Origin of the sequence: Dictyobacter kobayashii, assembly GCF_003967555.1 — a bacterium.
In the GTDB taxonomy this organism is placed as follows: domain Bacteria; phylum Chloroflexota; class Ktedonobacteria; order Ktedonobacterales; family Ktedonobacteraceae; genus Dictyobacter; species Dictyobacter kobayashii.
Genome location: NZ_BIFS01000001.1, coordinates 1,101,127 through 1,126,270, shown reverse-complemented (window position 1 = coordinate 1,126,270; position 25,144 = coordinate 1,101,127). Strand labels below are relative to the sequence as shown.

The 25,144-nt window shown below is 46.3% G+C and carries 34 protein-coding genes and 1 other RNA gene; 21 read left to right on the top strand and 14 right to left on the bottom strand.

Translation table 11 applies throughout. The features are described 5' to 3' along the window. Window positions 1-79: 79 nt before the first annotated feature. From EL645_RS05050 to EL645_RS05040, 3 genes are all read right to left on the bottom strand, one after another. Window positions 80-1,579: a hypothetical protein gene (locus EL645_RS05050; RefSeq protein ID WP_126549010.1), complete on the bottom strand. Its 1,500-nt coding sequence runs from the start codon at window positions 1,577-1,579 to the stop codon at window positions 80-82. Between the two features lie 192 nt (window positions 1,580-1,771). Further along, window positions 1,772-2,116 (bottom strand): hypothetical protein, encoded by a 345-nt coding sequence (locus EL645_RS05045; RefSeq protein WP_126549009.1) that lies wholly within the window; start codon window positions 2,114-2,116, stop codon window positions 1,772-1,774. A 5-nt stretch (window positions 2,117-2,121) separates the two neighbouring features. Further along, complete coding sequence (locus tag EL645_RS05040; RefSeq protein WP_126549008.1) at window positions 2,122-2,523, bottom strand: hypothetical protein; 402 nt, start codon at window positions 2,521-2,523, stop codon at window positions 2,122-2,124. A gap of 74 nt (window positions 2,524-2,597) precedes the next feature. On the opposite strand from EL645_RS05040, the gene EL645_RS05035 reads away from it, so the two are divergent. Together EL645_RS05035 and EL645_RS05030 are read left to right on the top strand one after the other, a co-directional pair. After that, window positions 2,598-2,819, top strand: coding sequence for a tyrosine-type recombinase/integrase (locus EL645_RS05035; protein WP_126549007.1), 222 nt, complete (start codon window positions 2,598-2,600; stop codon window positions 2,817-2,819). 376 nt (window positions 2,820-3,195) lie between these two features. Then, on the top strand, window positions 3,196-3,489 hold the full coding sequence (locus EL645_RS05030; RefSeq protein WP_126549006.1) for a hypothetical protein: 294 nt from the start codon (window positions 3,196-3,198) through the stop codon (window positions 3,487-3,489). 79 nt (window positions 3,490-3,568) lie between these two features. Here EL645_RS05030 and EL645_RS05025 read toward each other — a convergent pair whose 3' ends face one another. Further along, complete coding sequence (locus tag EL645_RS05025; RefSeq protein WP_126549005.1) at window positions 3,569-4,207, bottom strand: hypothetical protein; 639 nt, start codon at window positions 4,205-4,207, stop codon at window positions 3,569-3,571. Between the two features lie 165 nt (window positions 4,208-4,372). Beyond that, window positions 4,373-5,182: a hypothetical protein gene (locus tag EL645_RS05020; protein WP_126549004.1), complete on the bottom strand. Its 810-nt coding sequence runs from the start codon at window positions 5,180-5,182 to the stop codon at window positions 4,373-4,375. Window positions 5,183-6,213: 1,031 nt separating this feature from the next. On the opposite strand from EL645_RS05020, the gene EL645_RS05015 reads away from it, so the two are divergent. The 11 genes from EL645_RS05015 (at window position 6,214) to EL645_RS40695 (ending at window position 14,789) form a co-directional block, all read left to right on the top strand. Beyond that, on the top strand, window positions 6,214-6,885 hold the full coding sequence (locus EL645_RS05015) for a glucosaminidase domain-containing protein (protein ID WP_126549003.1): 672 nt from the start codon (window positions 6,214-6,216) through the stop codon (window positions 6,883-6,885). A 13-nt stretch (window positions 6,886-6,898) separates the two neighbouring features. After that, on the top strand, window positions 6,899-7,198 hold the full coding sequence (locus tag EL645_RS05010) for a hypothetical protein (RefSeq protein WP_126549002.1): 300 nt from the start codon (window positions 6,899-6,901) through the stop codon (window positions 7,196-7,198). A gap of 99 nt (window positions 7,199-7,297) precedes the next feature. Further along, window positions 7,298-7,609, top strand: coding sequence for a hypothetical protein (locus EL645_RS05005; RefSeq protein ID WP_126549001.1), 312 nt, complete (start codon window positions 7,298-7,300; stop codon window positions 7,607-7,609). A gap of 129 nt (window positions 7,610-7,738) precedes the next feature. Then, complete coding sequence (locus EL645_RS05000; protein ID WP_126549000.1) at window positions 7,739-8,677, top strand: hypothetical protein; 939 nt, start codon at window positions 7,739-7,741, stop codon at window positions 8,675-8,677. Window positions 8,678-9,091: 414 nt separating this feature from the next. Further along, a complete protein-coding gene (locus tag EL645_RS04995) occupies window positions 9,092-9,301 on the top strand; it encodes a hypothetical protein (RefSeq protein ID WP_126548999.1) in 210 nt (69 codons plus the stop codon). 14 nt (window positions 9,302-9,315) lie between these two features. After that, on the top strand, window positions 9,316-9,771 hold the full coding sequence (locus EL645_RS04990; RefSeq protein WP_126548998.1) for a hypothetical protein: 456 nt from the start codon (window positions 9,316-9,318) through the stop codon (window positions 9,769-9,771). A 469-nt stretch (window positions 9,772-10,240) separates the two neighbouring features. Next, a complete protein-coding gene (locus tag EL645_RS04985) occupies window positions 10,241-10,489 on the top strand; it encodes a hypothetical protein (RefSeq protein ID WP_126548997.1) in 249 nt (82 codons plus the stop codon). Continuing rightward, a complete protein-coding gene (locus EL645_RS04980) occupies window positions 10,486-12,291 on the top strand; it encodes a hypothetical protein (RefSeq protein WP_126548996.1) in 1,806 nt (601 codons plus the stop codon). Before EL645_RS04985 ends, EL645_RS04980 begins: the two co-directional genes overlap by 4 nt. A gap of 10 nt (window positions 12,292-12,301) precedes the next feature. Beyond that, window positions 12,302-12,508, top strand: a complete 207-nt coding sequence (locus EL645_RS04975) for a helix-turn-helix domain-containing protein (protein ID WP_161977125.1) — start codon at window positions 12,302-12,304, stop codon at window positions 12,506-12,508. Window positions 12,509-12,575: 67 nt separating this feature from the next. Continuing rightward, a complete protein-coding gene (locus tag EL645_RS04970; RefSeq protein ID WP_126548994.1) occupies window positions 12,576-13,712 on the top strand; it encodes a site-specific integrase in 1,137 nt (378 codons plus the stop codon). Window positions 13,713-13,889: 177 nt separating this feature from the next. Then, complete coding sequence (locus EL645_RS40695; protein WP_218031740.1) at window positions 13,890-14,789, top strand: PD-(D/E)XK nuclease domain-containing protein; 900 nt, start codon at window positions 13,890-13,892, stop codon at window positions 14,787-14,789. A 183-nt stretch (window positions 14,790-14,972) separates the two neighbouring features. Here EL645_RS40695 and ssrA read toward each other — a convergent pair. Next, window positions 14,973-15,339, bottom strand: a transfer-messenger RNA (tmRNA) gene (ssrA, locus tag EL645_RS04960). Between the two features lie 260 nt (window positions 15,340-15,599). Here ssrA and EL645_RS04955 point away from each other — a divergent pair. The 8 genes from EL645_RS04955 to EL645_RS04920 all read left to right on the top strand — a co-directional run bounded on the left by EL645_RS04955 (window position 15,600) and on the right by EL645_RS04920 (window position 21,454). Beyond that, a complete protein-coding gene (locus tag EL645_RS04955; RefSeq protein WP_126548993.1) occupies window positions 15,600-16,373 on the top strand; it encodes a glycerophosphodiester phosphodiesterase in 774 nt (257 codons plus the stop codon). Window positions 16,374-16,583: 210 nt separating this feature from the next. Then, window positions 16,584-16,976, top strand: coding sequence for a glycosyltransferase (locus tag EL645_RS43935; RefSeq protein ID WP_126548992.1), 393 nt, complete (start codon window positions 16,584-16,586; stop codon window positions 16,974-16,976). Further along, window positions 16,928-17,488 carry a glycosyltransferase family protein gene (locus EL645_RS04945; protein WP_126548991.1) on the top strand — a complete coding sequence of 187 codons (561 nt, stop codon included), beginning with the start codon at window positions 16,928-16,930 and terminating at the stop codon, window positions 17,486-17,488. Before EL645_RS43935 ends, EL645_RS04945 begins: the two co-directional genes overlap by 49 nt. A gap of 209 nt (window positions 17,489-17,697) precedes the next feature. Next, window positions 17,698-18,246 carry a DUF2079 domain-containing protein gene (locus EL645_RS43930; protein ID WP_126548990.1) on the top strand — a complete coding sequence of 183 codons (549 nt, stop codon included), beginning with the start codon at window positions 17,698-17,700 and terminating at the stop codon, window positions 18,244-18,246. 118 nt (window positions 18,247-18,364) lie between these two features. After that, on the top strand, window positions 18,365-18,505 hold the full coding sequence (locus EL645_RS43925; protein ID WP_126548989.1) for a DUF2079 domain-containing protein: 141 nt from the start codon (window positions 18,365-18,367) through the stop codon (window positions 18,503-18,505). 286 nt (window positions 18,506-18,791) lie between these two features. Then, on the top strand, window positions 18,792-19,997 hold the full coding sequence (locus EL645_RS04930; protein WP_161977123.1) for a DUF2079 domain-containing protein: 1,206 nt from the start codon (window positions 18,792-18,794) through the stop codon (window positions 19,995-19,997). 66 nt (window positions 19,998-20,063) lie between these two features. Further along, window positions 20,064-20,915, top strand: coding sequence for a hypothetical protein (locus EL645_RS04925; RefSeq protein WP_126548987.1), 852 nt, complete (start codon window positions 20,064-20,066; stop codon window positions 20,913-20,915). A gap of 47 nt (window positions 20,916-20,962) precedes the next feature. Continuing rightward, a complete protein-coding gene (locus tag EL645_RS04920; protein WP_161977122.1) occupies window positions 20,963-21,454 on the top strand; it encodes a hypothetical protein in 492 nt (163 codons plus the stop codon). 133 nt (window positions 21,455-21,587) lie between these two features. Here EL645_RS04920 and EL645_RS04915 read toward each other — a convergent pair whose 3' ends face one another. Genes EL645_RS04915 through EL645_RS39075 form a run of 8 tightly spaced genes read right to left on the bottom strand, consistent with a single transcriptional unit; the run spans window position 21,588 to window position 25,140 of the window. Next, complete coding sequence (locus tag EL645_RS04915; RefSeq protein WP_126548985.1) at window positions 21,588-21,818, bottom strand: hypothetical protein; 231 nt, start codon at window positions 21,816-21,818, stop codon at window positions 21,588-21,590. Window positions 21,819-21,874: 56 nt separating this feature from the next. Then, complete coding sequence (locus tag EL645_RS45285) at window positions 21,875-22,009, bottom strand: TRCF domain-containing protein (protein ID WP_371865721.1); 135 nt, start codon at window positions 22,007-22,009, stop codon at window positions 21,875-21,877. Then, window positions 22,006-22,908: a helicase-related protein gene (locus EL645_RS04905; protein WP_126548984.1), complete on the bottom strand. Its 903-nt coding sequence runs from the start codon at window positions 22,906-22,908 to the stop codon at window positions 22,006-22,008. The genes EL645_RS45285 and EL645_RS04905 overlap by 4 nt, the downstream gene beginning before the upstream one ends. Before the next feature lie 38 nt (window positions 22,909-22,946). Next, a complete protein-coding gene (locus tag EL645_RS42390) occupies window positions 22,947-23,450 on the bottom strand; it encodes a DEAD/DEAH box helicase (RefSeq protein ID WP_161977121.1) in 504 nt (167 codons plus the stop codon). A gap of 35 nt (window positions 23,451-23,485) precedes the next feature. After that, complete coding sequence (locus EL645_RS04895; protein WP_161977120.1) at window positions 23,486-23,704, bottom strand: CarD family transcriptional regulator; 219 nt, start codon at window positions 23,702-23,704, stop codon at window positions 23,486-23,488. Then, on the bottom strand, window positions 23,667-24,206 hold the full coding sequence (locus EL645_RS04890) for a hypothetical protein (RefSeq protein ID WP_126548982.1): 540 nt from the start codon (window positions 24,204-24,206) through the stop codon (window positions 23,667-23,669). The genes EL645_RS04895 and EL645_RS04890 overlap by 38 nt, the downstream gene beginning before the upstream one ends. 35 nt (window positions 24,207-24,241) lie before the next feature. Further along, window positions 24,242-24,967, bottom strand: coding sequence for a hypothetical protein (locus tag EL645_RS04885; protein WP_126548981.1), 726 nt, complete (start codon window positions 24,965-24,967; stop codon window positions 24,242-24,244). Continuing rightward, window positions 24,967-25,140, bottom strand: a complete 174-nt coding sequence (locus EL645_RS39075) for a hypothetical protein (protein WP_161977118.1) — start codon at window positions 25,138-25,140, stop codon at window positions 24,967-24,969. The genes EL645_RS04885 and EL645_RS39075 overlap by 1 nt, the downstream gene beginning before the upstream one ends. Window positions 25,141-25,144: the final 4 nt, after the last annotated feature.

The following is a 25,144-nucleotide window of genomic DNA, read 5'->3' as shown; positions in this document are numbered from 1 at the left end:
AGACGCTTGTTTGTTTTTACCTTTTTATGCTTATTTGCTTTTGTTAGCCTTCCACTTTTCAAGTTCCTACTTAATCTGTCTACTTTTTTTCTTTCATATTATCTTGATTGATATCTTTACTTAAGTAGACATTGATGAGATTTCCGAGTTGTTGTTTTTGCCATTCCTTATCCTCTATCTGCTCTATTAAAAATTGGGTATGTGTGGCCTTTAGCATATGATCAAGTCGACCGAGCGCATACAGCTGCTCATCAGTTCTTTTATCATGAAATTTATTCATTCCTCCAAGAGCTGTAGCAACTGCGGCCAAAAGAGCACCAGAACCACTGGTAATAATTGCCAGCTCATTTGAATGGAAGAAGAAAGTAACTAAAAAAGAAACAACGCTGAATACCAGAAGGCTTAAGCCCACGTAGATAATAAGATTTGTTTGTTTGAAGCTATTTTTTACCTCCTTGTCAGCAGTATTGTAATACCGTGTATTGGCAGTAATAATACTAGCCATGAACTTTTCGGACATTGTTTTAGCATTTTTAGCTATCTTCTTTGACTCGTCACTCAAATTCTCGCTGTCATCCTCGACATCGATTGGTATTAAACTATTTTGTATTTCTCCCATATTTTGCTGTAAATTTTTAAATTCGGATACGAGAATGCTAGACTGCGCTTTTTGCTCTTCTTCTAACTTACTGATTTTTTCGTCAAACCGTTGATGCATTGCGTTTAGGCATTCATCAATTTTTTGGAGGAACACAACTTGTTCTTTAAAAATGCGCTGATCTCCCACTTCATTTACAACGGTTTGAAGTTGCCCTATCAGATTACTTATCCTTTGTTCAGCCTGCTGCTGGAGAGGTGCTAAGTTTTGCACCTCGGTATGAATAGTTTCTAAGTTTTCTAAGAATCTATCTCGTACACGTATCCACTCTTGTTGATTAGACGCATATGTACTGTTTTCTAGCCTTAAAAGAGTATGTAGATCCTCATACTTTACTCGCATATCTTCCATGAACAGCTGTAATCTATTGTCTATGTCAAGCTGTAGGTTTTGTGTTTTTCTGGAATCAGCTAGCTTGTTATTCGTGTCGATAGCATTCAAAGTATTTCTTAGGTCGTCAAAATGCTTCTGGTTATTAGAAATGCTAGCTTTTATACCGCTCTCGACTATACTCCTCACTGCCCCAAGCTGCTCTGCTCCAATGGTTTTGTACTCAGCTAGTACGTCTTCTATTAAATTTTCTTTAAATACTGACAAATTAATAGCATCATTATCTAACACTTGAGCGTTTGCATCAGAATATCCTGGTTCCCACTCATGGCAAGCCCAGCGATCTATATACCCAGCCATATCAGAACGAGTATATATTTTGGGATATCTTCTTCCCGTATTATCATACAAAGCTTCAACATTTTCATTATCAAGCACACCATCATTTGGCTCAAGAGATAATATCCACCCCCACTTTTCTGAAAAGCCCTTTAGGGGAACTCGTGTTGCAATAACCGTCAATCCATCATTTCTACGCGTATGCATTACAGGAATATCTTCTCTAAAGGCAATGCTGTGAAAGTCTGTCATGTATATTCCCCCAATCAATGATAAAACGGTATATGGTGTTTATAAAATAAAGAACGATATTCATTTTTATTTATCAAATAGAAGTATTCACTGTAAGCAAGTTTTTATGATATAGCAAGTGCCTTCGTGTACGTGAGGCCATATAACAAAGAAAGCACCCAGAACAAAATCTAGGTGCTTTTTGTTTATGAGTTATTCGATTGATAAGAAACCAATTGCAGCAATTCCTAATACAAGGCCAATGAGTTGATAGGTTGACACTTTTTCGTGATAAATGAGTACAGCTACTATAACAGCTCCAATAGCTGAGAGTACAGAAAAGAGAACTGCGCCTTTGCCTAACTCTGCTCCAGTTCTTAAGCTTATGAGCCAGGCCGTGTTGGCTGCAATAAATCCGGCGAGCGACAAAAGTGCAAATGTATATTTGCCACTGATGGCAAACTGCTTCGCTAATATATCTGCTACTAGTTCAAACGCTACTAAAATGAGCAAAAAGTAAAGCCATTTAGGAATGGTTACAAAAAATTGTTGTAGCATCCTGCTTAATTTCCTTTTCTTACTTCCTTTAACCGTTTCTGAAATTTCTGAATGATTGGAGATGGGTTATAGTAATTCAAGTTCAGCTCCCAGGCGTTTTTGTCTATATCATATCGAGGGCTGAAGAATAGTTTTTTGACCAATCTCATTCCATCATTTTCTTCTGACATATCCTCGGTTGCACCTGATGCGAAACCATAGAGCTTGTTAAATTTGATTTCTGGATGGTTTATCCAGTGTTCCAGCATGCTATTAAGAAGTGGGTTGAATGAACTGCTCTTATCTGGCCTGATAACGCAAGAGGTTACATAGCAATTGTATTCCTTACTTGGTTCATACGTTAGAATGTGATCTGCTGTTATTTGCTGCTCACTTAAGTCGTCATACTTTTCGTCTTCTCTTGCCATTTTTTCTCTCCATATAAGCGTATTCATTTTTGCAATAATAAATTGTTTTTTGAAAAAAAAGTCAATCGGCTCAGATGCATTTTCATGATCTGAGACACAGCGCTGCAACACTTTTGATGAGCATGGGAGTGAATATTAAAGTGATACAAGAGTTGTTGGGCCATAGTGATATCGTGACAACATTGGGCATCTATGGTCATGTGTTACCATCGATGCAAGAGGGGGCCGTTGATAAATGGGATGATGCGTTTATGGGCTTTAGTTTTGAGGATGAGGACGTTGAAAATGATGAATAAAAGGTCTTGCTCCCACTTTTGCTCCCAGTGACTACAATGACAGTTTATACACCAAAACAAAGCCGCCTGTGAAGCGGGTTCACAAGCGGCTTTGTTGGTGGAGATGGGGGAGAGTTGAAAACCACGAGTGATGTCAAGCTAAATGTCCTTCCTGGGCGTTTCGATGCCCTTTGCAGGCTGATTGAGCCGTTTCATTTTTGTCCAGTGGTGTTGAGTAAAGTGTAGTGAAATTTAGCCTCTAAGATGTCAAAATGGATGTCAGTTTTTGTACTGTTCTCTTGCTGGTTGTTTACGTCTATCGTATAGAGTATGGTATAATTGCAGCTAAGATAAGCTGTGATTATCCGTGCATGTCTCAATTGAAAGGGACTCTTCTATGGCAACTCAAGATGAGCGAATAGGCACGTTAGAATATAATCTGAACCAGTTCAAGACGGAAACTTTTAAGGCCTATCAGGATCTTACCATGGAAACGGTGATGTTGAAAGGTTTAATGGAAGATTCTGTCAAGCGATCAATGATTATGAGGAATCAGATTGCAAGTCTTGAACAGAATATGAACGGTCGTTTTGAGGTAGTAAATAATCGGATTGAAATGTTAGAGCAGACATTTAATAGTCGCTTAGATCGCATAGAAAAGTTACTCCTTGATCGTCTTCCACTTGTATAAATAATATCAAGAAAGCACTTGGTTTACAAACTCCAAGTGCTTTCTTTTTAGTTTGTTGGCTTTTTATTATGATAGCGTGCTATTTGTCTAAATGCTTCACAAGCGAATCCTGCAAGCAGTTGTAATTATACCTAAAAAGGCGATACATGAGAGCCAAATAATATGATCCCTTAATTGTTTCATCATAGTCTGGTATTTCTAATTCTTCAATTTTTACGTTAAGCCTTCTTCCTTCTATATAACTTCTAAATATAAGATCAGCGTGATCATTAAACTTGGTTTTAAAATCCTCTTTTTCTGCATTCTTTATAGTATAGACTAATACCATTTGTATCGATTGGGTGATCATGTTAAAGTTTTTAAAATATATTTTTGAGGATGGAGCGTAGAAAGAGATTAGCATAGAGATTCTGTCTAGCGGCAATTCATTAAAATCTTTAGAAGCATTCTGGTACTTCTGAAAGAATTCTCCATACACGGTGAATTCTGTGCCAGTAAATTGTTGTGTGCCTTGAGCTTGAGCAAGTATACAATAATATACTTGGTTAATTAGAACATATATTTCTTCAATTTTTTCCCGTTTTCTTCTGTTTTTTTCATCTTTTGCAACACTGCGAGAGGTTAAATAGGTTCCTGCGGTTGCAATGATGGCACCTACTATAGTAGATATTACGCTAACTACTGCTATAATTATTGCCGTTTGATTTTGGTCTAACATACTGTTGCTCCCTATGATATAGTGATCCTCTAATTTTATTAGAACGTTGTATCCGATGCAGCATAAAATTACCTCAACTAAATTACATATAAGCTTTGTTATCAATGATAAAAATAAGAGCACCTAGAATAAAAAAATCTAGGTGCTTTCTTTGCGGATGGGCGATTATTTTTCTTTCTGGTAAGCGCAATCTTTGTCTTTTATATGCTGTTGATACTCCTTAATAACTCTGGCTATTCCTGGGCGTTTTAGGTCAAGCACATAAGCATTATCAGCGATATGGTAAAGCGGAGAAAAGAACAGTTTACGTACTATAACGTCTCCGTTGTCACTTGTTACCTGAGCATATATTTTTGTGATTTGCCTTTCTGGATATTGTGTACACCAATAATTTAAGACTTCCCTTAACAGGTGATTTAGCTGGTATGGATGCTCTGGGTGTACTACAATGCTTTCTGCAAGAAGGGTATAGTCTCCTTTACGGTCGTATGCCTCAACTTCATCTGGAGAGATTGAAAGTTCAGAACGTTTGCCGCTAAGTATTTCCATGATGATATTTTCTGGTAAGGGTACTAGGCTTATATAAGCAAGCACGTTTTCTCGACTTTCTTTGTCGAAGATACACATAGTAATATGATCATTCTTTTTAAACCATGATATATATAATCCTATGTCGCCTACCATTTCCTCTTTGTAGACTGCGAAGTCTAACTTCAATATAGCGGGTAGATCAGATACTTTCATCCAATCTGCAAAGTCTTTCGCCTCTGTCTGTTTTTTATTATCCTTTTTGCTTTGATTTATGATGGCTTCAATGTCTGCTCTGCTATATAATGCACCTCTTTGTTTTCCTCCAGGCATGTGACTTCTGATTGCTTTCTCTCGCACTTTACGCCTGAATGTGCTTTCAGAAAGTCCTACCGCTACAAACAGTTTGATTGCATCTGCTGACTCTATGTAAGCTTCCTTGTTCATGTTATTTGGCCTCCCTCGATGTTGTTCTTTCATATTACTGTTAATTCTATCAAACAATCAGTCAAATTACCAACCCTCTCAAAAATAACAGTTATTTATTATTGACATTCTCAAAAATAACAGTTATTATATGTACATGACGAAGACGATAACAGTTAATGAATTTTCGCTCTGACTGTTATTCCGATCTGATAGTGTTCTTAGAGGAATCGGGCTAGGTCGAGGCTCTTGAAAGATGTATCTGAACAATCAGTTTAAACCACCTTGTACCGTCGCATGGCGAGGGTTGTGCGATCACTACAAGGGACATAGAAAACTGTACATACTCTGCGAACGAGCCTAAAGCTAAGATTAGGGTACTGGATAGTGTTGCTTGGAGGTGGTGTGGTGATGGATGGGCCTAAGCAATGCGACGAAGGGAGACGAGGATCGAACCAAGGGAAGGGAGCAGAGGCCATGCTAGATGGTGAATGCTCTCGTTGTGACTCGCTCTCACAACAGAGCCCATGGCCTGCGTATGGAACATCTTTTACTGTCTTTTTAGATTGTTTCGTTGTGCGTGCTTATCCTCCCACATTTCTATCCTTTGGCTTTTCCTCGATTTCTTCCTCACTATCTGCAAAGGTTGGCGGCTGGCAGTCGCGTTTCGGTGTGATTGCTAGACGCGAGTCCTTGTAGTCTGTTTTCTAGCTTTCCTGAAAGGCGGTGATTCTATGGCTTATCGTTGTGAGTGTTGCCATGAGGACTGTGACATGGTTTATCCGGTTGCTGATCTTGATGATCCAAAGCAGGAACAAACGATGTATATCTGTGCTGAATGTTGTGATTGTCTTCTTGATGTGCCTTTGAGCCTGTCATATGTTCCTGTGAGTCTGTCATATGCGGCTTAGAATGGTGGTGGATATGCGTACCTTGCAAAACTGGCTGGTGGTGTTGCTGCTGGTCCTGGCTGCGGTGGGCATCTATCTGGATTGGTCGTTACTGCTGCGGTTCCTGCACGTGTTTGGCTAGTTCTTCATGGAGGATGTGACATGATGTCGCTGCTTCGTGATTGGGGATTGTATGCGGTCGTGATCCTGGCTGCGGCTCTGGCGGTCCTGGTCACGAATAGGCCGGGCAATCCTCGCATTCTTCGTATTCTGGCTCGTAACTTGTTTCTCCTGGTGCTTTTTCTCTTCGCCTATCAACTGTTTGCTGTGACATTTTTTGTGAAAGTTCCTGCTGTTGCCAAGGTTACAACGCCTGTTTCTGCTGCTGGTGATAGTGTCGTCGGTGGTCCGTCGCTCTCGGCTGTGTTCATCAATCAAGTGCTTGCTGATGCTCACTCTCCTGCGGCTGGCAAGGGTCAATCTCTCTATGATTTGAGCATACAGTATCACATTGATGATGCCTATGCGCTGGCAACGTTCCAGCACGAGAGTACCTATGGCAAGTACGGAGCTGCCTTCATTGATCATAGTTTAGGTAATATCAACTGTGCTGGGTATCCGACGTGTGACGGTCGTTTTCGCTGGTATGCCACATGGGAAGAGGGCTTTGAAGACTTCTTTCGCTTAATTGCTCGTGAATATATCGCGCAAGGTCGGACAACGCTGTCCAGTATTATTCCTGTCTATGCTCCTTCATCTGAAAATGATACCGGGGAGTACATTCAAACGCTTCGTAGTGCGATCCACGCATTTCGTCGGGGACAGATCGTCTGAAAGGTGTGTGCCTATGAATACTGGTAAGTGTGACGTTCTTGGTCACGAATGGATTGTGACGTCCGCTCCTGGTTGGTTTCGCTGCCAACGTGTTATTGATACCAAAGTGAGCAAGCGCAATCCGGTTGGTCACTCCGTCTACTGTGGTGCGGTGGCGCATTGTCCTGGCTGCCTGGGGTATGTGTTGCAAGGGTATCAAGTGGTGATGTGCCGGGATCATGCCTGTGTCAATATCCAGCGGCTTCCTCTGATGACTCCAACTCGTCGTCAATCATTCTCGTCATATACCTCTGAGCAACAACAGCTCTGGTAAGATCCTTTCTTCTCACGATTGTCATTTTCTACGGCTTGCTACTTGGGTATCAAGCTGCATCTGCATGGTGTTTTAAACAACAAAGAAAGAGGTACGAACATGGCTATGACATTTACTGGTTTCGTGAAAGCTGGCGGCGTCTATGAAGTTGGCAAGGACAAGAAACCGATGATTTCTTTCACGGCAGTTGATGAGCTTGGGAATACGTACGCCTGCCAGATGTGGCAGGATGATCCTCAGTTCCAGCAATTAGCACAAGCTATTCCTCAGTCGCGTCGTCAACAAATTTCGTTTGAAGTGGCTGCCTACACATCGCGTATGCGCACCTTTAAGGATGGGAGTGAGAAACCTCAAACAAATTTTATTGTGACTCGTGTTTCGGTTCCTGCGCTTGGTTTGCAGGCTGCGTAAAACATTTCTCGGTGATGCTCTGGCCTGGAGGGTCTTTCCTTCAGGCCATGTTTTCAACGCAAAGAGAGGTGCTACATGTTCAGTTTGAAACGCATGTTAGGGATTCATCAGGGGCGTGAACGTTTAGACGTGTTGATCTCGTTGGTGCTGCCTGGGTTCCTGATGGTGATCTCGTCGTATACGAATGCATGGGCCTTTACAGGTGGCAACTTGACCTTTAGTACCTGGGCCGAAACGGTCAATACGCTGGATGCGGTGTTTCGTGGTCTGTTTGTGGAGGCGTTGGTCTTTACCTGCTTCAAACTGGTGAAAATGTTGTGCTCAGCAAAAGATTGGCGTCTGTACTTTGCGGCGCTGATACCTGGTTTTGTTGGACTGGTGGCGGTGATTGTCTCGGCTGGCTGCGGCCTGGCCTGGGTGATTAAGTCGGGGTCAATGGACTGGATGGTCCATGCCATTGCTCAATACTTACCGTCCTGGGTCGTCGGCGTGTTTCAGTCTGGCATGGGGTTGCTGTTTCCCGTGTCCTTGATGGTGCTTGCCATTTATGATCTTGGGAGCCTGATTGAAGAACATATTCATCGAGGGATTCACCTGCGAAGTTTGGCAATGCGCGTTCAAAGTGCTGAGCATCATCAAACCATGCTCTCGATGGCGCAACAAGAAGCCAACGAGGATGCGGAGATTCAAAACTCGTATAAAGACATGGCGCGTGTCAATGCTCGACAGGCCGTTGACGCTGCCCGTAATGGTGATTATACCTTTGGGTTTGCCAAGGTCACAGAACAACTTCCTGCTTCTGGGCCAACACAAGTGAAGCGCATTAGCCCGAACATGTCCTATCCCGGCCTGTCAGCTCCACCAACTCCGAACCAGCTCCGCGCTCCCGGCGTTCCTCCAATTGCTCCACAAGCATCGTATATCAACGGTCAATATACAACGAATGTCGCTCCAACTGGCGTCACGCAACCGATTACCATTCCACCAGCTCCGATGCCTCAACCTGAACCATCAATGGTTAAACGAGCGTTAAGCTGGATGGGTGGCGCAACAAACGGCGCTTCTTGAACGCCGGACGCCTGCACGCCGGATGGTGGCACGCCGAATGTCTGCACCTGGCACGCCTGCACTCGTGCAAGCGTGCCTCTCCCTTCTTTTTTTTGCTGTTAAGATAGTACGTATGTTCTAGAAAAGCAAGCAGGCGAAAAAATCCTGCGGCATTATCTGGCTTCCAGAGGCACAAAACGAACACGTGCGCGAATGTCGCGCCGTGACGGTGCGAAGCAAGCGTACTACCTTGATGCCAGTGTTAGGCTCGAAGTGCGACGGTGCCAGTGATTGCAGTCCTGCGTATATCACCTTGGCACCGTCGGCACGTAGTGCGTAACACTGAGGGTCAAGGTGGAGACGCTAGTCACGAGATATGTTGGCGTCGGGGCGGGGTGGCTCTCCCGTTCCTGTTCAAATACCTGGAGGTGTTCCGTGATAGAGGTCGCTCTTGATGTGCGTGCAATCAATAAAGCTATTGATCAGAATTGTAAAGGCCGTGGCGGTGGTGTGTATTGTTCGCGGCAAAAATATAGCGGCTTTGCTCGTATTATGCAGGCAAGAAGCATTCGAGGTCAGTTGGTTGTGCGTTGTCTGGATGATGCTCAGTGGGTCTATCCATTGGCTGTATACAAGGAATGGTAAGAGGAGGCGCTACGATGGGATTACGGCCATTTAATCCTACGACTGACTATCGTTATGAGTGTGTGTGTTCTGATCCGTCATGCCAGTGTGTTCAGCAACGACGCAAAGTTATTCGTGTGGCTGAAACGTATTGTAGTGAATCGTTCTGTCAGTGTGGTCATGTCATGTTAGTGACACATATCGCTCTGGGTGATTGTTCTGTTGATGGCGTTGGTGCTCTCAAGCGAAGACATCTCCAGGTCTTCAGTTTGGACCAGTGCCGCAATTGGTTTCTAGATCAAACTGATCCTCAACATTCACAGATCAAAGGACACGCCTACTATACTGTTGCGGGTCTGTGCGGTGATGGGCGTAAAGATGATCAGGCGGTCAAGGATACCTTATGGGTGCTGCAAAAGCACTGTGAGATTCATAATCCGGTAGCATCTGAGGTCTTTTCATCTGCGCTCTCCTACCTGCTTTCAGTATAATGCTCCCTCGCTTTCCTTCTCTTATGGGTTGTGCTTTTCATTTCCTGTCGAGGCCTATCAGGCATAGGAGGTACAATATATGTCCGCTCCTTATATTGTGGTCGCATATGATCTAGCATCAAATACCTGCCTGGGTATTGTTGCTGTAGCTCTTTCTATGGAACAGGCAGTAAGTATTGTGAAGGCGTTTGCATTCGTTGCACTAGCTTGCCATAGTTCTCTCCATTACTATGTTCGTGATAGTTCTTCTGCCTCGCTGTATGGTCCTGAGTGCTCCGTCAATCTCTTGGCAAGCTGGCAACTTCCATAACACATAGAAGTGACATGTGTCTGTCTGTCTTCCTGCGGTGCTGCCTGGGTGGGTAGCACCGCACACCACGAAACTAGTAACACGTGGTGTGCTATTTACAGTCTTTTCCTCGCTCTTTTTCTTCCTTGGGACGTTGTGACTCTTCATGCTTGCAAGGAGGTGCGTATGCAGAAAAATGTCGTGTATGACTATGACGTGGCGCTCTGGCGCTATTGGCCTTCCTCTGATTTCCCTATTGTGGCGTCGGTTCGGGCGTCTGCCGTGCCTTCTGCTCTGGTGGCTGCATTGCGTGTTATGGCAAAACGTCGGATACGGCATGTGTCGTATGTGGCGGTTCGCTGTCCTGATGGGACGTTCCAGCGGTGGGAGAACGGTTTGACACTGCATGAGGAGGTGGTTGCATCATGACAGATGAGCAAAAAATTGTCCACTTCGGTCCTGATACCTTCCTGGTGAACTGGAAGTTTGCCAATGAGCAAGATATTCCGACAGGTGACGAGCTGCCTTTGCATGTGATTGAACTGCTTGACGCTTATCAGGATGAAGCGAAAAAAGCACATGCACCTGTGCCAACAGATTTAGAGTGCTATGGACGAACGCTCTTTATCCGTTCGCATGGCTCCGGTACCTTCTCCTGGCTGCTGTTTACTGATGAGATCACACTTGATATGGGCTATGGCACACTGCAAGGGCATGTGTTCTGTCAGGCGCGTTTCTCGTCGATCCTCCTCAATAAGATTGGTCCTGAAGCCTGCATTGTCGCCGTTGAGGAGATGTTAGCGGGTTTGCTTGGGGAAAAGTTTCATAAACAGGCGTCTGAGATTCATTTGTGTGCTGATGTGGTTGGTATTGATTTCTCACAGGTCAATCCTCATCAGGATTTTGTGTCTCGTGTGGTGCGCATTCGTGAGCGTCCAACAGTGCCAGAAGAGGATGAGTTAGGTGAAAGTCTGTCACCTGGGCAGATTGAAAAGCTTGAACAGCTCGTGCAGCAACAACGAGAAGAGGGCATTGTTGAACCGCTTATCACGTCTAATCATCGCAAGATTGCCACGATTGACTTTGGGTCGCATGGTTCACAGATCTCCTGCCAGATCTACAATAAGGTGGCCGAGGTCAAGAAGCGCAAGAAGGAATGGTACTATCCCATCTGGCAGGCGCATGGATGGGATGGTACGTCCGTGGTCTGGCGGGTTGAGTTCCGCTTTAAGCGCAAGTTTTTGCAACGCTTTGATCTCAATGAAGCCTATGAGGTGATTGAGCAATTTCATTTGCTCTGGAAATATGCCACTGAGGAATGGTTGCGCTATGTAGATCATTCTCGACCTTCTAAAAATGTTTCTCGTTATCCTACACATTCAGCATGGGAGGTGATTCAGTCGGCGTATGCTTCTGAGGAACGGCTTGTGTGTGATGAGGCGACAGAACAGGCGTTGAGGATGGATCTGGTTGTCCATGATAAACCACTGGAGGTGATGGAACAAGCACAGGGCGTGATGGTGCATGATGCCTTGTGGTTAGAAGTGGATCGTCTGCACAGTGATATTGTGGCTCTGGCTTTGGCGTTGCTGATCCCTCCGACTTTTCATAGATGGGTGCTGGTGTTCGTCTTGCTAACCTTTGTTGAAAAGATGTTGTACAGCAAGATGTCTACTGAGATACATGCGGTCACTGTGTCGATGAAAGAGAAACCTGTTGAGGTCTTGCGCGAATTGGCGGCTGAACAGGTTGCCTTGCTTTCTGAGGAGCAACGGGTAGATGTGGTTCATCATCTCTCTACCTCGCCATTTCGTGAAGTGCGTTCGACATTGATTGAGCGACAGCGGCGCATTGCAAAACAGAAGGCATGTGTCGCGGCTGCGCTCGGCAATTTGCGTACGGCGGTGGCCTTGATGCCACTAGACGAGCTGCCGGGGCACTTGGCTCATACCTGCCGTGTACCTGGTCGCACGTATGTTGATTTGCTCTCTTCTATGATCTGGTTTGTTGGTAAGGCGTACCACTATGACAAAGAGAAGGGGCGCGTCTTTGTTGAGGAGGTGAACAAAAAACGGCTAGCCTTTGGGTTGTTGACGGCTGCTGAGTATGAGCAAGAGATGCAGCTATACGGTGCTGATGTGACTGCGGATGATTGGTTGAGTATTGATCGTGAGCTTAATGCTCTGCGCTTAAAAAATGCGTCTTCTGTTGAACCTGATATGTCTGCATAGGGGGTGCTTAATGGCTCGTCGTAAAAGGATTTCGACTGCTCAGCCTGTATTGTTGAGCGTGGCTGATGTGGCTATTATGCTTGGGGTTTGTCGTACTACCGTGTACCAGTACCTTAACCATGAAGGATTGCCTTCTATTCTCCTGCGTGGTGTTCGCCGTATTCATCCTGACTCTTTGCAAGAATGGCTAAAATCTCATGAGGAATTAACAGCTTAATTTTTGTTGGTTTTTCTGCCTCGTTGCTCTATGAAGCACGAGGCTTGTTTTTTTTGAGGTGTTTTTTATGAAGAAAAAAGGGCGTCGCGGTCATGGTGAAGGTACCGTTACTCAACGTAAAGATGGTAGATGGCAAGGTGCCTTTTACTCTGAGGATGGGAAGCGACATTTTGTCTATGGTTCTACTCAGCAAGAAACGCTGGTGAAGCTTCGCAAAGCTCAACGGGAAGATGAGCAAGGAACCCTTGCTACCGGTCCTAATTTAAAGGTTGATGCTTACCTGCAACAGTGGTTAGAAGAGGTTCAAAAACCTACCGTTCGTATTAGTACCTACGTGAAGTACAAAAAGCTGATTAACACTTACATTGTGCCTGCTCTCGGTGGCTATCAGCTACAGAAATTGATGCCTCAACACATACAAGCTTTATATACCAAGATGGGGAAAAAAGGCTTGTCTGTTAAGACTATACAGAATGTTCACGGCCTTTTACATAACGCGCTTGATAATGCTTTGCGTTGGAACATGGTTTCACGCAACGTAACAAGCGTGGTTAAACCACCTCGTATTAGGAAAAAGGAGAAACAAGTTGTGAATTTAGAACAAGCTCGTGTTCTGATGCTGGCTGCTCGTGGGGAACGTTTGGAGATGTTCATAGCTCTGGCTTTGACTACTGGTATGCGTCGGGGCGAATTGTTGGCGCTGCGCTGGTCTGATGTTGATCTTGATAGTCGTGTGCTTCATGTTCGGCGAACTGTTGATTTTATTGCACGTTACGGTTATGTTGAGAATGAGCCGAAAACAGAGCGTAGTCGCCGTGATATTCTGCTGCCGTTGTTCGTGATCAACATGCTAAAAGCGCACAGGGTTAGCCAGAGGGAGCAACGGCTTAAAGTTGGTAAGAAGTGGGTGGATCTGAATCTTGTGATTTGTGGCCTGGAAGGTAACTACCTCAATCCTCGTTACATCTTGAAGATGTTTAGCAAGCTATTGCAAAGTGCTGGCCTGCCTCATATGAGAATACATGATCTCCGGCATAGTGTTTTGTCTCTCCTGGTCGGTATGCAAATTGATCCTCTTTCAGTGCAGGAACTTGCAGGCCATGAAGACATTACAACGACGTTGGGTATCTATGGTCATGTGAATTATGCGATGCTGCAACTCATAGCAGATAAGTTTGATGAGGTTTTTAAACAAGATTCGTAGTATCCATTGTGTATAAGTTAATTAGCAGCTATGAATTCTAATTAGGATTTATGGCTGCTTAATATGTCATATATAAATAAAATAAGTTGCTATAGTGTATATTATTATTGAGGTTCATGGGTCAGAATAGAATATAATGGGCTTTACTATATTAATATTTATAAGGGGTTATTTGTTATGGGTGTTTCAAGAGATACAAAAAGAAGGATTGTAGATTTCTTACTTATGGATGGAAAATTTTATGGGCACCTGGATTTACCAGAATTTTTAGATCATATTTGGGATTTGCGTTCTCTACCTTCTAATGATAATAGATATGGCAATGCTTACTATGACCTTTGGAAACACACAGTTGAATTTGATGACTATAGTCCAAGAGAAGTGCTTTTTGATCATCTAGATATTATGTCATGTGAAGATACGGTTTTTCTCAAATTTTTAGAAGAATGTACTCACCCTTTGGTTGTCTTTGATAATCAGGTGATTGATACCCGTGTGTCTACAATTAATGATCTATTGGTGCATGATGGTTATATGTTAAAGTTTGACCATCGTGTTCAGGGTGATCCCGTATATAAAGCTGTTGAAATTGTTGGAGATGATACTACCACCCGAGCGGTTGAGATTATAGAACGTATAGCTAGGAATTTTCATAAAGCAGTCAATGTCTTATGCAATCGTCATAAAGAGAGGACTGCTTTTGTAATAGAGGATGAATACGATGTACAAGACTTATTTGGAGCTATGCTTCGATCCTTTTTTGATGATGTTAGGGCTGAAGAGGTGGTACCGAGTTATGCAGGTGGGCATTCGCGTATAGATTTTTTGATTAAAGATGAGAATATCATAGTGGAACTCAAAAAAACTAGGAAGAACCTAAAAGATAAAGAGATTGGGAATGAGTTATTGATTGACTTAAGTCGTTACAGCAGCCACCCTAATTGCAAAACTTTCATGGCCTTTGTTTATGATCCTGACAGATATATTAAAAACCCTGTAGGTTTAGAAAGAGATCTTAGTAAACCTGGTCAATCATCTGCTGAGATGCGCGTAAAAGTAATCATTGCACCCCATTAATAGTGCTGACTAGTGTTGGGACATATATATTTTAAGATTGATAGAAGAGGAAAAGATGTCAATCTTATATTGGATGTCAAATTAGATGTCAAAAGTTTTAAAGGATGATTTGTAAATAATTATCTCAAGAGTATAAAGCGAGGCTAGAAGCGGATTTATGGTCCTACTTCTAGCCTCTGTGTTTGGTGGAGATGGGGGAGAGTTGAACTCCCCGTCCAAACAGCCCTACCGAGGAATGTACTACAGGCTTAGTCGATGTTTTTCTTATACGCCTCGGTCTCCCATCGACAGGATACCTAAGCGTTGGCCCTCTGGTCTTTGATAACGGTTAGAAGACGGTGGCCGTTACCGCACCTCGCGTTTATGGCGCCTGGATCCGACCCACGAGGAAAGGTCGGGCAGACGTCGCGTCACTACTTCTTAGGCAGCGAGAGCGAAGTTTGTTGCTGGTTTGGCAACTAATTTTTTGTCGGTTGTTTAACGAGAGTGCGTACCGACACCTCGGCCTGCAATTCTTCAATCTGACTACCTGTCGAAACCCGACATCCCCAGATGAAGAATCCATGCAATGTGTGTAGCCGATGAGGGCTAATACACGATTGATGTACTGAATAGTATAACATAATAGTTGACAAATAGCAATATTGGAGGCTATGTTTTTGGTGGTTGTGGGGCGAGTTTATGACACGATTTGACTTTGGTGGCGCGTCTGTGAGAGGGCTCTGATTTTCTGTTGCCATGATGGATTTTACCTTTGTATAATGATTTGCGTGATGAGTGCTTTTTGTTTGTAAGATTGGTGGTTTTTTTATGGCCATGTTTCAACGTTCGTTGGTGCGCGTTGCTCATCGCGGCGGCGCTAGTCTGGCACCTGAAAATACGTTGGCTGCTTTCCGTAATGCATTGACGATGCCGGTTGATATGGTTGAGCTGGATGTTCAGTTGAGTCGCGATGGTCAGGTGGTGGTGTTCCATGATGCAACGGTTGAGCGTTTGACCAATGGGGAGGGAAACCTGTTGGATCTGGATTTTTCCTATTTGCGTTCGTTGAATGCGGCCGCTCATTTTCCTGGTGGCTGGCCGCAGGAACAGCAGATACCGACGCTGGGTGAGGTATTGTCTCTGGCACGCAATCGGATGAAGGTGTGTATTGAGATCAAGTTTAGTGAGAGGGATGGTAACTTTGGGCGCTATCCACGCATTGCTGAGGCTGTGGTGCGCGAGGTACGGGCCGCGAAAATGGTCGAGCGGGTCATGATTATATCGTTTGATTGGGTGACGCTGTCCAGGTTGCGGCGCCTGGAGCCTGGTTTGCTGACAGGTGCCCTGGTAAGCGAACAGGTATGGTCAATGGCTGATGATCCGGGTCTGGTAAAGTTATGCAAACAGGTAACGCTGGCTGGCTGTAACTGGGTCAATCTGGATCGCCAGTTATATACGCCTGAAGTGCTTTCAATTATTCATCAAAATGGTTTTAAGCTGGGGCTCTGGACTGTCAATGAGTTGGATGATTTACAGCAGCTAGCTGGCGCGGGTGTAGATTCGCTGACTACTGATCGGCCCGATCTTTTTGCTTACCTTTAGGCTTATGCTGCCCATGGTTACGGATGGTACTCACAATTAAGTAATGGGTCGCCGCCCAATGTGTCTGCTCTTAATAGTTATCCGTTTGTATTAACAGAAAGAGCAATGGTACCATGTCCTATAGCTCGTACTCGAGGGTATGCTATAATGAGCCCGAATACCAGCCATAAGGCGGGTTGAATCTCGGTTGTGAGTGGAGAATCTGAGGCTATGCAGCAATCTGAAATGGCAATAAAAGAACACGCGTCTGAGCTGGCTACTCCTGAGTTGTTATCGAAGCATATCGATATCACGATTGTCGTTCCTTTGATGAACGAGCAGGAGAGTGTTCGCATTCTTTTTGAAAGAATACAGGCGCAAATTAATCAAATTGGTAAATCGTATGAAATTATTTTTGTAGATGACGGTAGTACTGATAAAACATTTGAAGTTTTAAAAGCCCTCCACGAGGAAAATCCTGGCATCGTGCATGTAGTGCGTTTCCGCCGCAATTTTGGTAAGACCCCGGGCTCGTTGCTGGTTTTGAGCGCGCTCGTGGTGATGTGGTCTTTACTATGGATGGTGATCTGCAGGATGACCCACAGGAGATTCCACGCTATCTAGAGAAACTTGATGAAGGTTATGATCTGGTTACCGGTTGGAAGTTTCCTCGCCTGGATCCCATCTCTAAAACCTTTCCTTCACGTATCTTTAATGGCATGGTCAATAAGCTGACCGGTGTGCACCTGCATGATATCAACTGCGGTTTTAAGGCATATCGCCGTGAAGTGATTGAAGATCCTCATCTGAAGTTGTATGGAGATTTCCATCGCTTTATTCCCGTGATCGCGCAATCGCGTGGCTTCCGCGTGGCAGAGATTAAGGTCACCCATCATCCACGCCAGTTTGGGGTCTCGAAGTTCGGTGCCAAGCGTTTTGCTCAGGGCTTGATCGACCTGATGAATATCCTGTTCCTGACCACTTTCCTGCGCCGGCCACTGCGTTTGTTTGCCCGCTTGGTTTCTGGTCCTTTGTACTGGGTGTTCTGGTCGACCTCTTTATTGTGCTACGTAGTTACTTCTGGATTCATGAGCCAATCCATCAGCAGCCAATGCTGTTTGTGGGTATCCTCCTGATGATCTTTGGTGTGCAGTTCTTCCTGGCAGGCTTACAAAGCGAGATGATTCGTCACTACGCCTTTGAGCGCGATGAAGAATATAGTATCAGGCAGGAACTTGTTTAATGCAGCGGATGTACCGTCTGGGTTTGGGCAAACGGGTATGCCGCATGTGGCTGCCCGTTGGGGTGTTGTGGCATAATTTTTGTGTGGAAAGAGGTACGGTTCGTGGGTAAGGAAATCTGGCGCAAGCGACTGGCCTATGTCCGCGATCAATGGTGCGCTTATCCAGCACCAGAAAGGTTCCCGCGCACCAGGAAGTTCTGGCTTGTGACCGGCCTGATAACACTGGCTGTTATCTGCTTTTGTATTTTTTATATTTCGTATATGGGTGCCAGGCATGTTGCTTTTCAGACTAATGCTGAAGATTTCGGCATTATGGATCAATCCATCTGGAATACCGCTCATGGCAATCTGTTACACGATACTATTTGCAATATTTTAAATGATACCAACTGCGCATCTCCAAATGGGTATGTGCGCTTTGCCATCCATTTGGAGCCTATTTTATTTCCTATCTCCTGGCTCTATTTGATCTGGTCTGACCCAAGAATTCTCTTTGTCGTCCAAACGGTTATTGTCGCGCTGGGCGCTTATCCAGCATACTGGCTGGCACGGCTGCGTTTGCGCAATGAGTGGTTGGCGGGCGCGTTTGCCCTGCTCTATCTGATTTATCCCGCCAGTTACAGGCTACGACGTCAGATTTCCATGCGGTAACTCTGACCGCTTCATTGCTGTTATTTACGCTCTATTTCATGTATACACGCCAGACATTGTGGTTTTTTGTCTTTGCTATTTTGTCGATGGCTTGTAAAGAGAATATTCCCTGGTCGTAATGACATTTGGGCTCTGGTCGGTTATTTTCCAGCGTCGTTGGAAGAGCGGCCTGGCTGTGGCACTGCTTGGCATTGTCTGGTTTGTGGTGGCTACCAATGTGATTATGCCGTATTTTAGTCCAACGGGCACCCATTGTTGAGTGCGCGCTATGGTGGAAGCGCGGGAGGCGGCTCCTTAATTAAGGATGCTTTCTTCCATCCACTGAGTTTCTTGCATACGCATGTATTTGAATATCATCATCTTGCCTATATCCATGCAGTGCTGGCACCGGCTGGCTATATCCCCAGACCTCATGGTGGTGGCATCTTTTACCTGCCGATGCTAGCACCATGGGTGCTAATATTAGCGGCACCTTCATTCGCTATTAATCTATTGAGTTCAAATGCCAGCAGTATAGTGGTCTGTTCCATTATAATGCCGAGATTGTGCCAGTAATTATTTTTTCTACCATTGAGGCTCTATTAGTTGCGCGCTGGCTGACTCGATATGGTCTGGCCGCGCTGGCTCATCGTCGTACCCGCTCGGTGGATTCCGCCAATCTGACTGCTACCGGTACTGGAAGGTGGGTAAGGGGACAACGCCTGATCCCTCAGGCTTTAATGGTCGTATTATTGCTGGGGATTATGTTTAGTTCCTTGCGTACAGACTATTATTTCCATGGTCAACTCCCATTCTCAATTGGTTTTCAATGGCCGCAGAGCTCGCCACATACGGAATTGGCCCAGCACTTTATAGATATGATCCCAGCGGATGCTTCGGTTTCGGCGCAGACAAAGCTGGTTCCGCATCTGAGTCATCGGGCAAGCATCTATATGTTCCCGTATGCCGCCGATCCAAAGTATTTGAATAAACAACCTGTTGATAAACTGGCAGATTACGTTTTGTTAGATGTAACTGGAGATATCTATCCTTTTGATGCTCAAACTGATGCTCAAGCTTATACTCGTGAGGTGAAAAGTGTGCTGGCCAGCGGCAATTATGGCGTAGTGGCTGCCCAGGACGGTTATCTGTTGCTGAAGCGTGGACTTCCAGCTCCGCATACTTTGCCGTCAACTACCACTACAGCGCAGACCTCTGATCCAGCGTCTTTATTATTCGATCTGCCTGCAAGCTTCTGTTCGAATATTTATGTCTCGCCACGAGAGGTCAAAAATCCGCTACAGGTGGATTTTAGCCGACCTGGTAGTGGGACTATGCACCTGGTAGGCTATGATGTTGGCGCTAGTAGCCCTTTCAGTCGCACCAACGGTTATGGGACACTGACAACTTATTGGCGCGTAGATCAGCCCGGTAAGGTGCCCTTGCAGATGCTTACCCTGTTTAAAGGGAGCAATGGTCAGGAATACATGGTCAATATGGATATGCCAGATCTCTCATGGTGTCCTACTCAGAGCTGGAAAGCTGGCACCATTGTGCGTCTTGCAAGTCGTACCTTTAATCTTCAAAAGAGTGGTATTCCAAATGGGCTAGCACAGATGTCCATCGCCCTTTTACCACAAGGACAAACATCGAGTACAATAATGGATGTACAAGCTCGGCTGCCGTTGCAGGTTTTGAATGCACCACCTACCGTTACCGCCAACCAGAGTACGAAGGTGTTGCAGTTGATGCCAATAACAATTGTCGACTAATGTAGTAGTGAGCGGCATCACCAATTCTCTATGGCATGCCCGCAGTAGAATGAAAGAGGATGTAGGATGGGCATTTATTTAGGTCAACTCCCACCCGCGGAAATCGCGCGTTTAAAAGCTGAATTAGCTGAGACGCTGATCGCTAATTTCTGCTATCCACGTTTTTTTGATCATCGCACTGAGACATTGCAAATGCGTCCGGTTGACCGTACGAAACGCCAGGAAGTGTGGCTCTACCTCAGCTCTGTCGATTTTACTGCCTGGAGTCGTATAGACCTGATGTCTCCTGATTTTCAGAATCAGCTAGAACGACTTTTTATACAGTTCGTGCAGCGCAACCGCAATTTTTTTGGTGATCAGGGTCGCCGCAGAATGTCGGATATCCGGTTATTAATTAGCTCGTGTGCTTCAACTGTTGCGCAAAATCTTCGCAATCATCTGACCGGCCAGAAGCCAGCACCGGGCAACCCGCCTTTTGGAAGTCCACGCCCCGTTGTCTCGTGGGCGACCCCCACTATTAGTGGACGCGCCGAACCAGGCTGGGAACAGATTGCGACGGCTACGATGGCGTTACAGCAGCAGATACAGGAGATCCGTGGCGAGGCTCGGCCATCAGCTGCGGCCGCAGCCGCGACGGCGGTGCCAGCTGGTGTTGGAGCTAGCTCGCCTGGTCAGTATGCATCCAATGGGGCAGCGCGCCGTGGCGTATCTACACCGTCTGCTTCGCCCAGTTCGGCGAATCATCCGGTGCAGCAGCCAGCCAGGACCGAAGTTGAAGCGCCAGCGGCCCAGAAACCTGTGGCCCCTCAGCGTCAGGCACAACCAGTTGCCCCGGCGGCTGAAAATCGGGGTGCGGCAGCCTTGCGAGCGCACCAAGTGCCGCGCCATCACCAGTCAGTAAAACTGTTCGCCCGGTAGAGCCAGCACCTGCCGCTCCGCGCAAATTAGATTCTTTATCCAGCCTTATGACGCCAGTGCCAGGAGTGCGGCACCCGTCAACCGCAATTCGCAGTCCAGGGTTGCGTCTGCGGCTCCTCCTAGCGCACCTGCTCAGGTTGGAGCTCCTGCGGCGCCTACCAGGTCTACCACGAGCAATGGTAACCGCCGCCGACATCGCCATTAAGCGAGACCGCGCCCTCGCCAGTTGTTGCTACCCAGGCACCGAGCCGGTGGCACCATCTGCAGCACGTAATGTCTCCCCAGCCCCACCGCCAGTGACTCCTAACAGCTCGTTGGCTACATCAACCTCGAATGGCAATCGTGAAATGATGGCGATTGGCGAAGATGATCTGGCCATTTTTGAGCAGATGCGCCACCAACTTGTGATCTGGCTACGAGTAGAAGCGATTTCTGCCGGCCTGGAGATCACTAACCAGAGCCCACTCAGTTATTGGAAATGTTACGCCAGCAAGCTCGTTTTGATGAGACTCGTTTGCAGGTCGTTTCGACCCTATTAAATCTGGCCAATCAGGTTATCAAAGCTGGCCTGGTGAGTGTCCTGGACTATAAACAGGCCTTGATGTTCCATTTGATGCATACACGACGTCAATAAACAGAAATAGACAGATTAACAAACAGCCCATCCCGTTTCTAAAGCGAGGGGATGGGCTGTTTGTTAAGATCGTACTGCTTATAGTCAGGATGCGGTCGATGAGGCGATGCTGTAATCATTGGCAACAAATCTTTCAACTGTTTCATCCAGGTCTGACCTAGCAGGCGGCGCGGGATGCGGATGACGCCCTGTTGCACGCGGGCTTCATTGCGGAAGCGCCGGTAGAGGATAATGCGGTTGGGAACCACGTTGCGCTTCACCGTCAGCACAAATTCATTGTCCTTGACTGCGATGGCTTCATAGCCCAGTTGTGCCGCCTCTACTTTCAGATTGACCAGTTCAAGCAGGTTATGTACCTGTTCAGGTACGGCCCAAAGCGGTCGGTCATCTCGGCGGTCATGGCCTCTACCTGATGCGCATCTTTGAGATTGGCGAGGCGCTGATAGAAGTTGACCTTCAGCGTGCGATCACGATATATTCATCCGGTAAGTAGGCATCGATTGGGAGATCGACCGAGGTCGAAGGTGCACCCATCTCGGCCTGTTTGCCCTGTAACTCCTGGACCGCGTCTGAAAGGAGTTTACAGTAGAGATCAAAGCCTACTGAATTCATGAAGCCTGATTGTTCAGCTCCTAACAGGCTACCTGCTCCTCGGATCTCCAGGTCCTTCATGGCAATACGGAAGCCGGCTCCCAACTCAGTCGCTTCAAAGATGGCGCGTAGCCGTTTCTCTTGAATGGGCGTCAGTTTAGCATTCTTGCCATAAAAGAAGTAAGCATAGGCCTGCTGCGTAGCTCGTCCCACGCGTCCACGCAACTGATAGAGCTGTGAGAGGCCAAAGAAGGCGGCATTATTGACAATAATCGTATTGGCGTTCGGAATATCCAGGCCATTCTCAATAATCGTAGTAGAGATCAGTACATCATAATCGCCATTTGAGAAACCAACCATGACCTTTTCAAGTTGTTCCTCATTCATCTGGCCATGGCCAACGATAATGCGTGCTTCCGGGATCAAGCGCTGCAATTTTTGGGCCAGCACCTGAATGCCTTGTACGCGATTATGTACAAAGAAGACCTGGCCACCACGATCTATCTCACGCAGTATAGCTTCGCGGATGAGGACATCGTCGTACTCACGAATGGTGGTGCGAATCGGTAAGCGTTCCTGTGGTGGGGTCTCAATAATGCTCATATCGCGCAGATTGACCAGGGACATATGCAGCGTACGTGGGATAGGCGTTGCCGTCATGGTTAACACATCTATTTCTGCCCGCAATTGTTTTAAGCGCTCTTTATGGATAACGCCGAAACGTTGTTCTTCATCGACGACTAGCAGGCCCAGATTTAAGAAAACCACATCTTTCTGTAACAGGCGATGGGTACCGATGATGATATCTATCTTGCCCAGCGCAGGTCCTCCAGGATCTGTTTCTGTTCTTTCTCTGAGCGGAAGCGGCTAAGCAGTTCTACACGCACAGGATAGGCCTTGAGACGCTCCCTGAAGTTGTTGTAGTGTTGCAGGGCCAGAACAGTCGTGGGGACCAGGATAGCAACCTGACGTTGATCCAGGACGCATTTGAAGGCTGCTCGCAGCGCAACCTCAGTCTTGCCATAGCCAACATCACCACAGACGAGCCGATCCATTGGGCGCGGCCGTTCCATATCAGCCTTGACCTCATCAATAGCTCGCTGCTGATCTGGTGTCTCTTGGTATGGGAAACCATCTTCTAATTCTTGTAGCCATGGTTGATCTGAGTCCGGGGGGAATGGATGGCCCTCGGCTGCTTCACGCACACTATAGAGCCGGAGCAGTTCACGCGCTACTTCTTGTACGTTTTCTTTTACCTTTGATTTAGCACGCGTCCATTCGGTGGTACCCAGTTTGCTTAAAGCAGGCACCGAGTCGCCCATGCCGATATAGCGCGTGATGCGGTCTAGCTGGTCCGTCGGATATATAATTTGTCGGTACCAGCATAGTGGATCAAGAGGTATTCACGCTCAACGCCAGTCAGATTCATTTTGACCAGGCCTTCAAAGCGTCCAATACCGTGTTCCTGGTGAACAACATAATCACCAGGATTGACCTCTGCCAGGAAGGAGGCGGGAGTAACCGGTTTACGGCGCTGAATATTGCGTCGTTTTTGACCAACCAAAGATCTCTGTATCAGTATAGACATAGAGGGCCAGCGAGCGAGACTGCCAGCCTTCCATCAATTGACCCTGGATCAAAGTCAAGGTGCCAGCTTCTGGCAACTGATTAATATTGGTGCCAGGGCTGACATCAATGGTACGGTCCTGCAGGATAGCTTCATCTCCGAGGACTTCAGCCATGCGCCGGGCCTGCATCGTTACAATAATGACCCGATCTCGATTATCCAGTGCTTTGCGGCAATCCTGCACAAAGGCGCGCAGGCGACCTCCATAAGAATTGGCACTGCTGCAAGGGGGGATCAAATTCTCCGTTCCACCTTGCTGGCGCATGTCAAAGTCGCTTTCAGCGGTCGAAAGAATATCCGCAAAACGCAATTGGCGTCGCTGCTGGATCTGTGGCTCTATCTGTACCCAACCCAGGGCCGCATTGCGCAGGTGGGCTGGATTTTCGCGTTCATTCTCATGCTGTTCTTTTGTTTCCTGGGCCTGCAAATCCAGTTCCATGATATGATTCTGGATACTGGTTGGATTGTCCAGGATCAGCAGACCATTGCGTGGCAGATAATCCAGTACACTGGCCGGGCTGTGCAGATAGGGCAGATAGAAGGCAATATCTTCAAATGAGCGTTGCTGCCCAGCAATTCAAGATCGCGCTGCCAGCGTTCTTCAGCATCTTTGTGCAGGATACGACTATCCAATTGAGATAGTTCTTTAACCGCTTCCGGTCCGCGACCAGGTAAAGCTTCACGAGCGGGACCGATGATACATTGCTCGATGGTATTCAATGAGCGCTGGGTCTCTTGATCAAAGGTGCGGATCGATTCGATTTCGTCACCAAAGAACTCCACACGTACTGGCCGAGGTAATGTGGGGGGGAACAGGTCAATGATACCGCCGCGATGGCTAAACTGGCCTGGCTCCTCTACTTCAGCTACAGGCTCATAGCCAAGATTGTAGAGGTGCTCGATCAGCATATTCAAATCTGTTTCCTGTGCCGTTTTTAATTGAAAAAGGGCAGCAGAGAGTTCCTGTGGTGGAATAACCAGTTGGGTCAGTGCTCGTGCAGAGCAGATAACAATAGGAGTGCGTTCACGCTCAACCATGGCTATCAATGCTTGCATACGGCGTTGTGTGGTCAGGGTGTCCCCAATTAGTCGCTCGTAGGGAAGGGCATTACGGTCTGGTAGACAAAAGACATCACTCGGATTAGGAACGAAGGCTTTCAGCATCTCGGCCATCTGGGTGGCCTCAGCTTCGTCACTCACTACAAGCAGCATGGTTGTTTTAATGAAACTGCCAGACTGGCAGCGATATAGGGACGTGCCGCTTCCGTGATGCCTGTCAGGGCGGGAATCCCCTCTGTATTTTGAATTTTTTCCTTTAAACGGCGAAACTCTGGTCTTTGTGTAAGTAATGTCAATAAACCCTGTAATGTCACTTCA

Coding starts and splice junctions, on each gene's coding strand:
- EL645_RS05050 (WP_126549010.1), bottom strand. CDS start 1,579: ATGACAGACTTTCACAGCATTGCCTTTAGAGAAGATATTCCTGTAATG.
- EL645_RS05045 (WP_126549009.1), bottom strand. CDS start 2,116: ATGCTACAACAATTTTTTGTAACCATTCCTAAATGGCTTTACTTTTTG.
- EL645_RS05040 (WP_126549008.1), bottom strand. CDS start 2,523: ATGGCAAGAGAAGACGAAAAGTATGACGACTTAAGTGAGCAGCAAATA.
- EL645_RS05035 (WP_126549007.1), top strand. CDS start 2,598: ATGCATTTTCATGATCTGAGACACAGCGCTGCAACACTTTTGATGAGC.
- EL645_RS05030 (WP_126549006.1), top strand. CDS start 3,196: ATGGCAACTCAAGATGAGCGAATAGGCACGTTAGAATATAATCTGAAC.
- EL645_RS05025 (WP_126549005.1), bottom strand. CDS start 4,207: ATGTTAGACCAAAATCAAACGGCAATAATTATAGCAGTAGTTAGCGTA.
- EL645_RS05020 (WP_126549004.1), bottom strand. CDS start 5,182: ATGAACAAGGAAGCTTACATAGAGTCAGCAGATGCAATCAAACTGTTT.
- EL645_RS05015 (WP_126549003.1), top strand. CDS start 6,214: ATGATGTCGCTGCTTCGTGATTGGGGATTGTATGCGGTCGTGATCCTG.
- EL645_RS05010 (WP_126549002.1), top strand. CDS start 6,899: ATGAATACTGGTAAGTGTGACGTTCTTGGTCACGAATGGATTGTGACG.
- EL645_RS05005 (WP_126549001.1), top strand. CDS start 7,298: ATGGCTATGACATTTACTGGTTTCGTGAAAGCTGGCGGCGTCTATGAA.
- EL645_RS04990 (WP_126548998.1), top strand. CDS start 9,316: ATGGGATTACGGCCATTTAATCCTACGACTGACTATCGTTATGAGTGT.
- EL645_RS04980 (WP_126548996.1), top strand. CDS start 10,486: ATGACAGATGAGCAAAAAATTGTCCACTTCGGTCCTGATACCTTCCTG.
- EL645_RS04975 (WP_161977125.1), top strand. CDS start 12,302: ATGGCTCGTCGTAAAAGGATTTCGACTGCTCAGCCTGTATTGTTGAGC.
- EL645_RS04970 (WP_126548994.1), top strand. CDS start 12,576: ATGAAGAAAAAAGGGCGTCGCGGTCATGGTGAAGGTACCGTTACTCAA.
- EL645_RS40695 (WP_218031740.1), top strand. CDS start 13,890: ATGGGTGTTTCAAGAGATACAAAAAGAAGGATTGTAGATTTCTTACTT.
- EL645_RS04955 (WP_126548993.1), top strand. CDS start 15,600: ATGGCCATGTTTCAACGTTCGTTGGTGCGCGTTGCTCATCGCGGCGGC.
- EL645_RS43935 (WP_126548992.1), top strand. CDS start 16,584: ATGCAGCAATCTGAAATGGCAATAAAAGAACACGCGTCTGAGCTGGCT.
- EL645_RS04945 (WP_126548991.1), top strand. CDS start 16,928: ATGGATGGTGATCTGCAGGATGACCCACAGGAGATTCCACGCTATCTA.
- EL645_RS43925 (WP_126548989.1), top strand. CDS start 18,365: ATGACATTTGGGCTCTGGTCGGTTATTTTCCAGCGTCGTTGGAAGAGC.
- EL645_RS04925 (WP_126548987.1), top strand. CDS start 20,064: ATGGGCATTTATTTAGGTCAACTCCCACCCGCGGAAATCGCGCGTTTA.
- EL645_RS04920 (WP_161977122.1), top strand. CDS start 20,963: ATGACGCCAGTGCCAGGAGTGCGGCACCCGTCAACCGCAATTCGCAGT.
- EL645_RS04890 (WP_126548982.1), bottom strand. CDS start 24,206: ATGGAACTGGATTTGCAGGCCCAGGAAACAAAAGAACAGCATGAGAAT.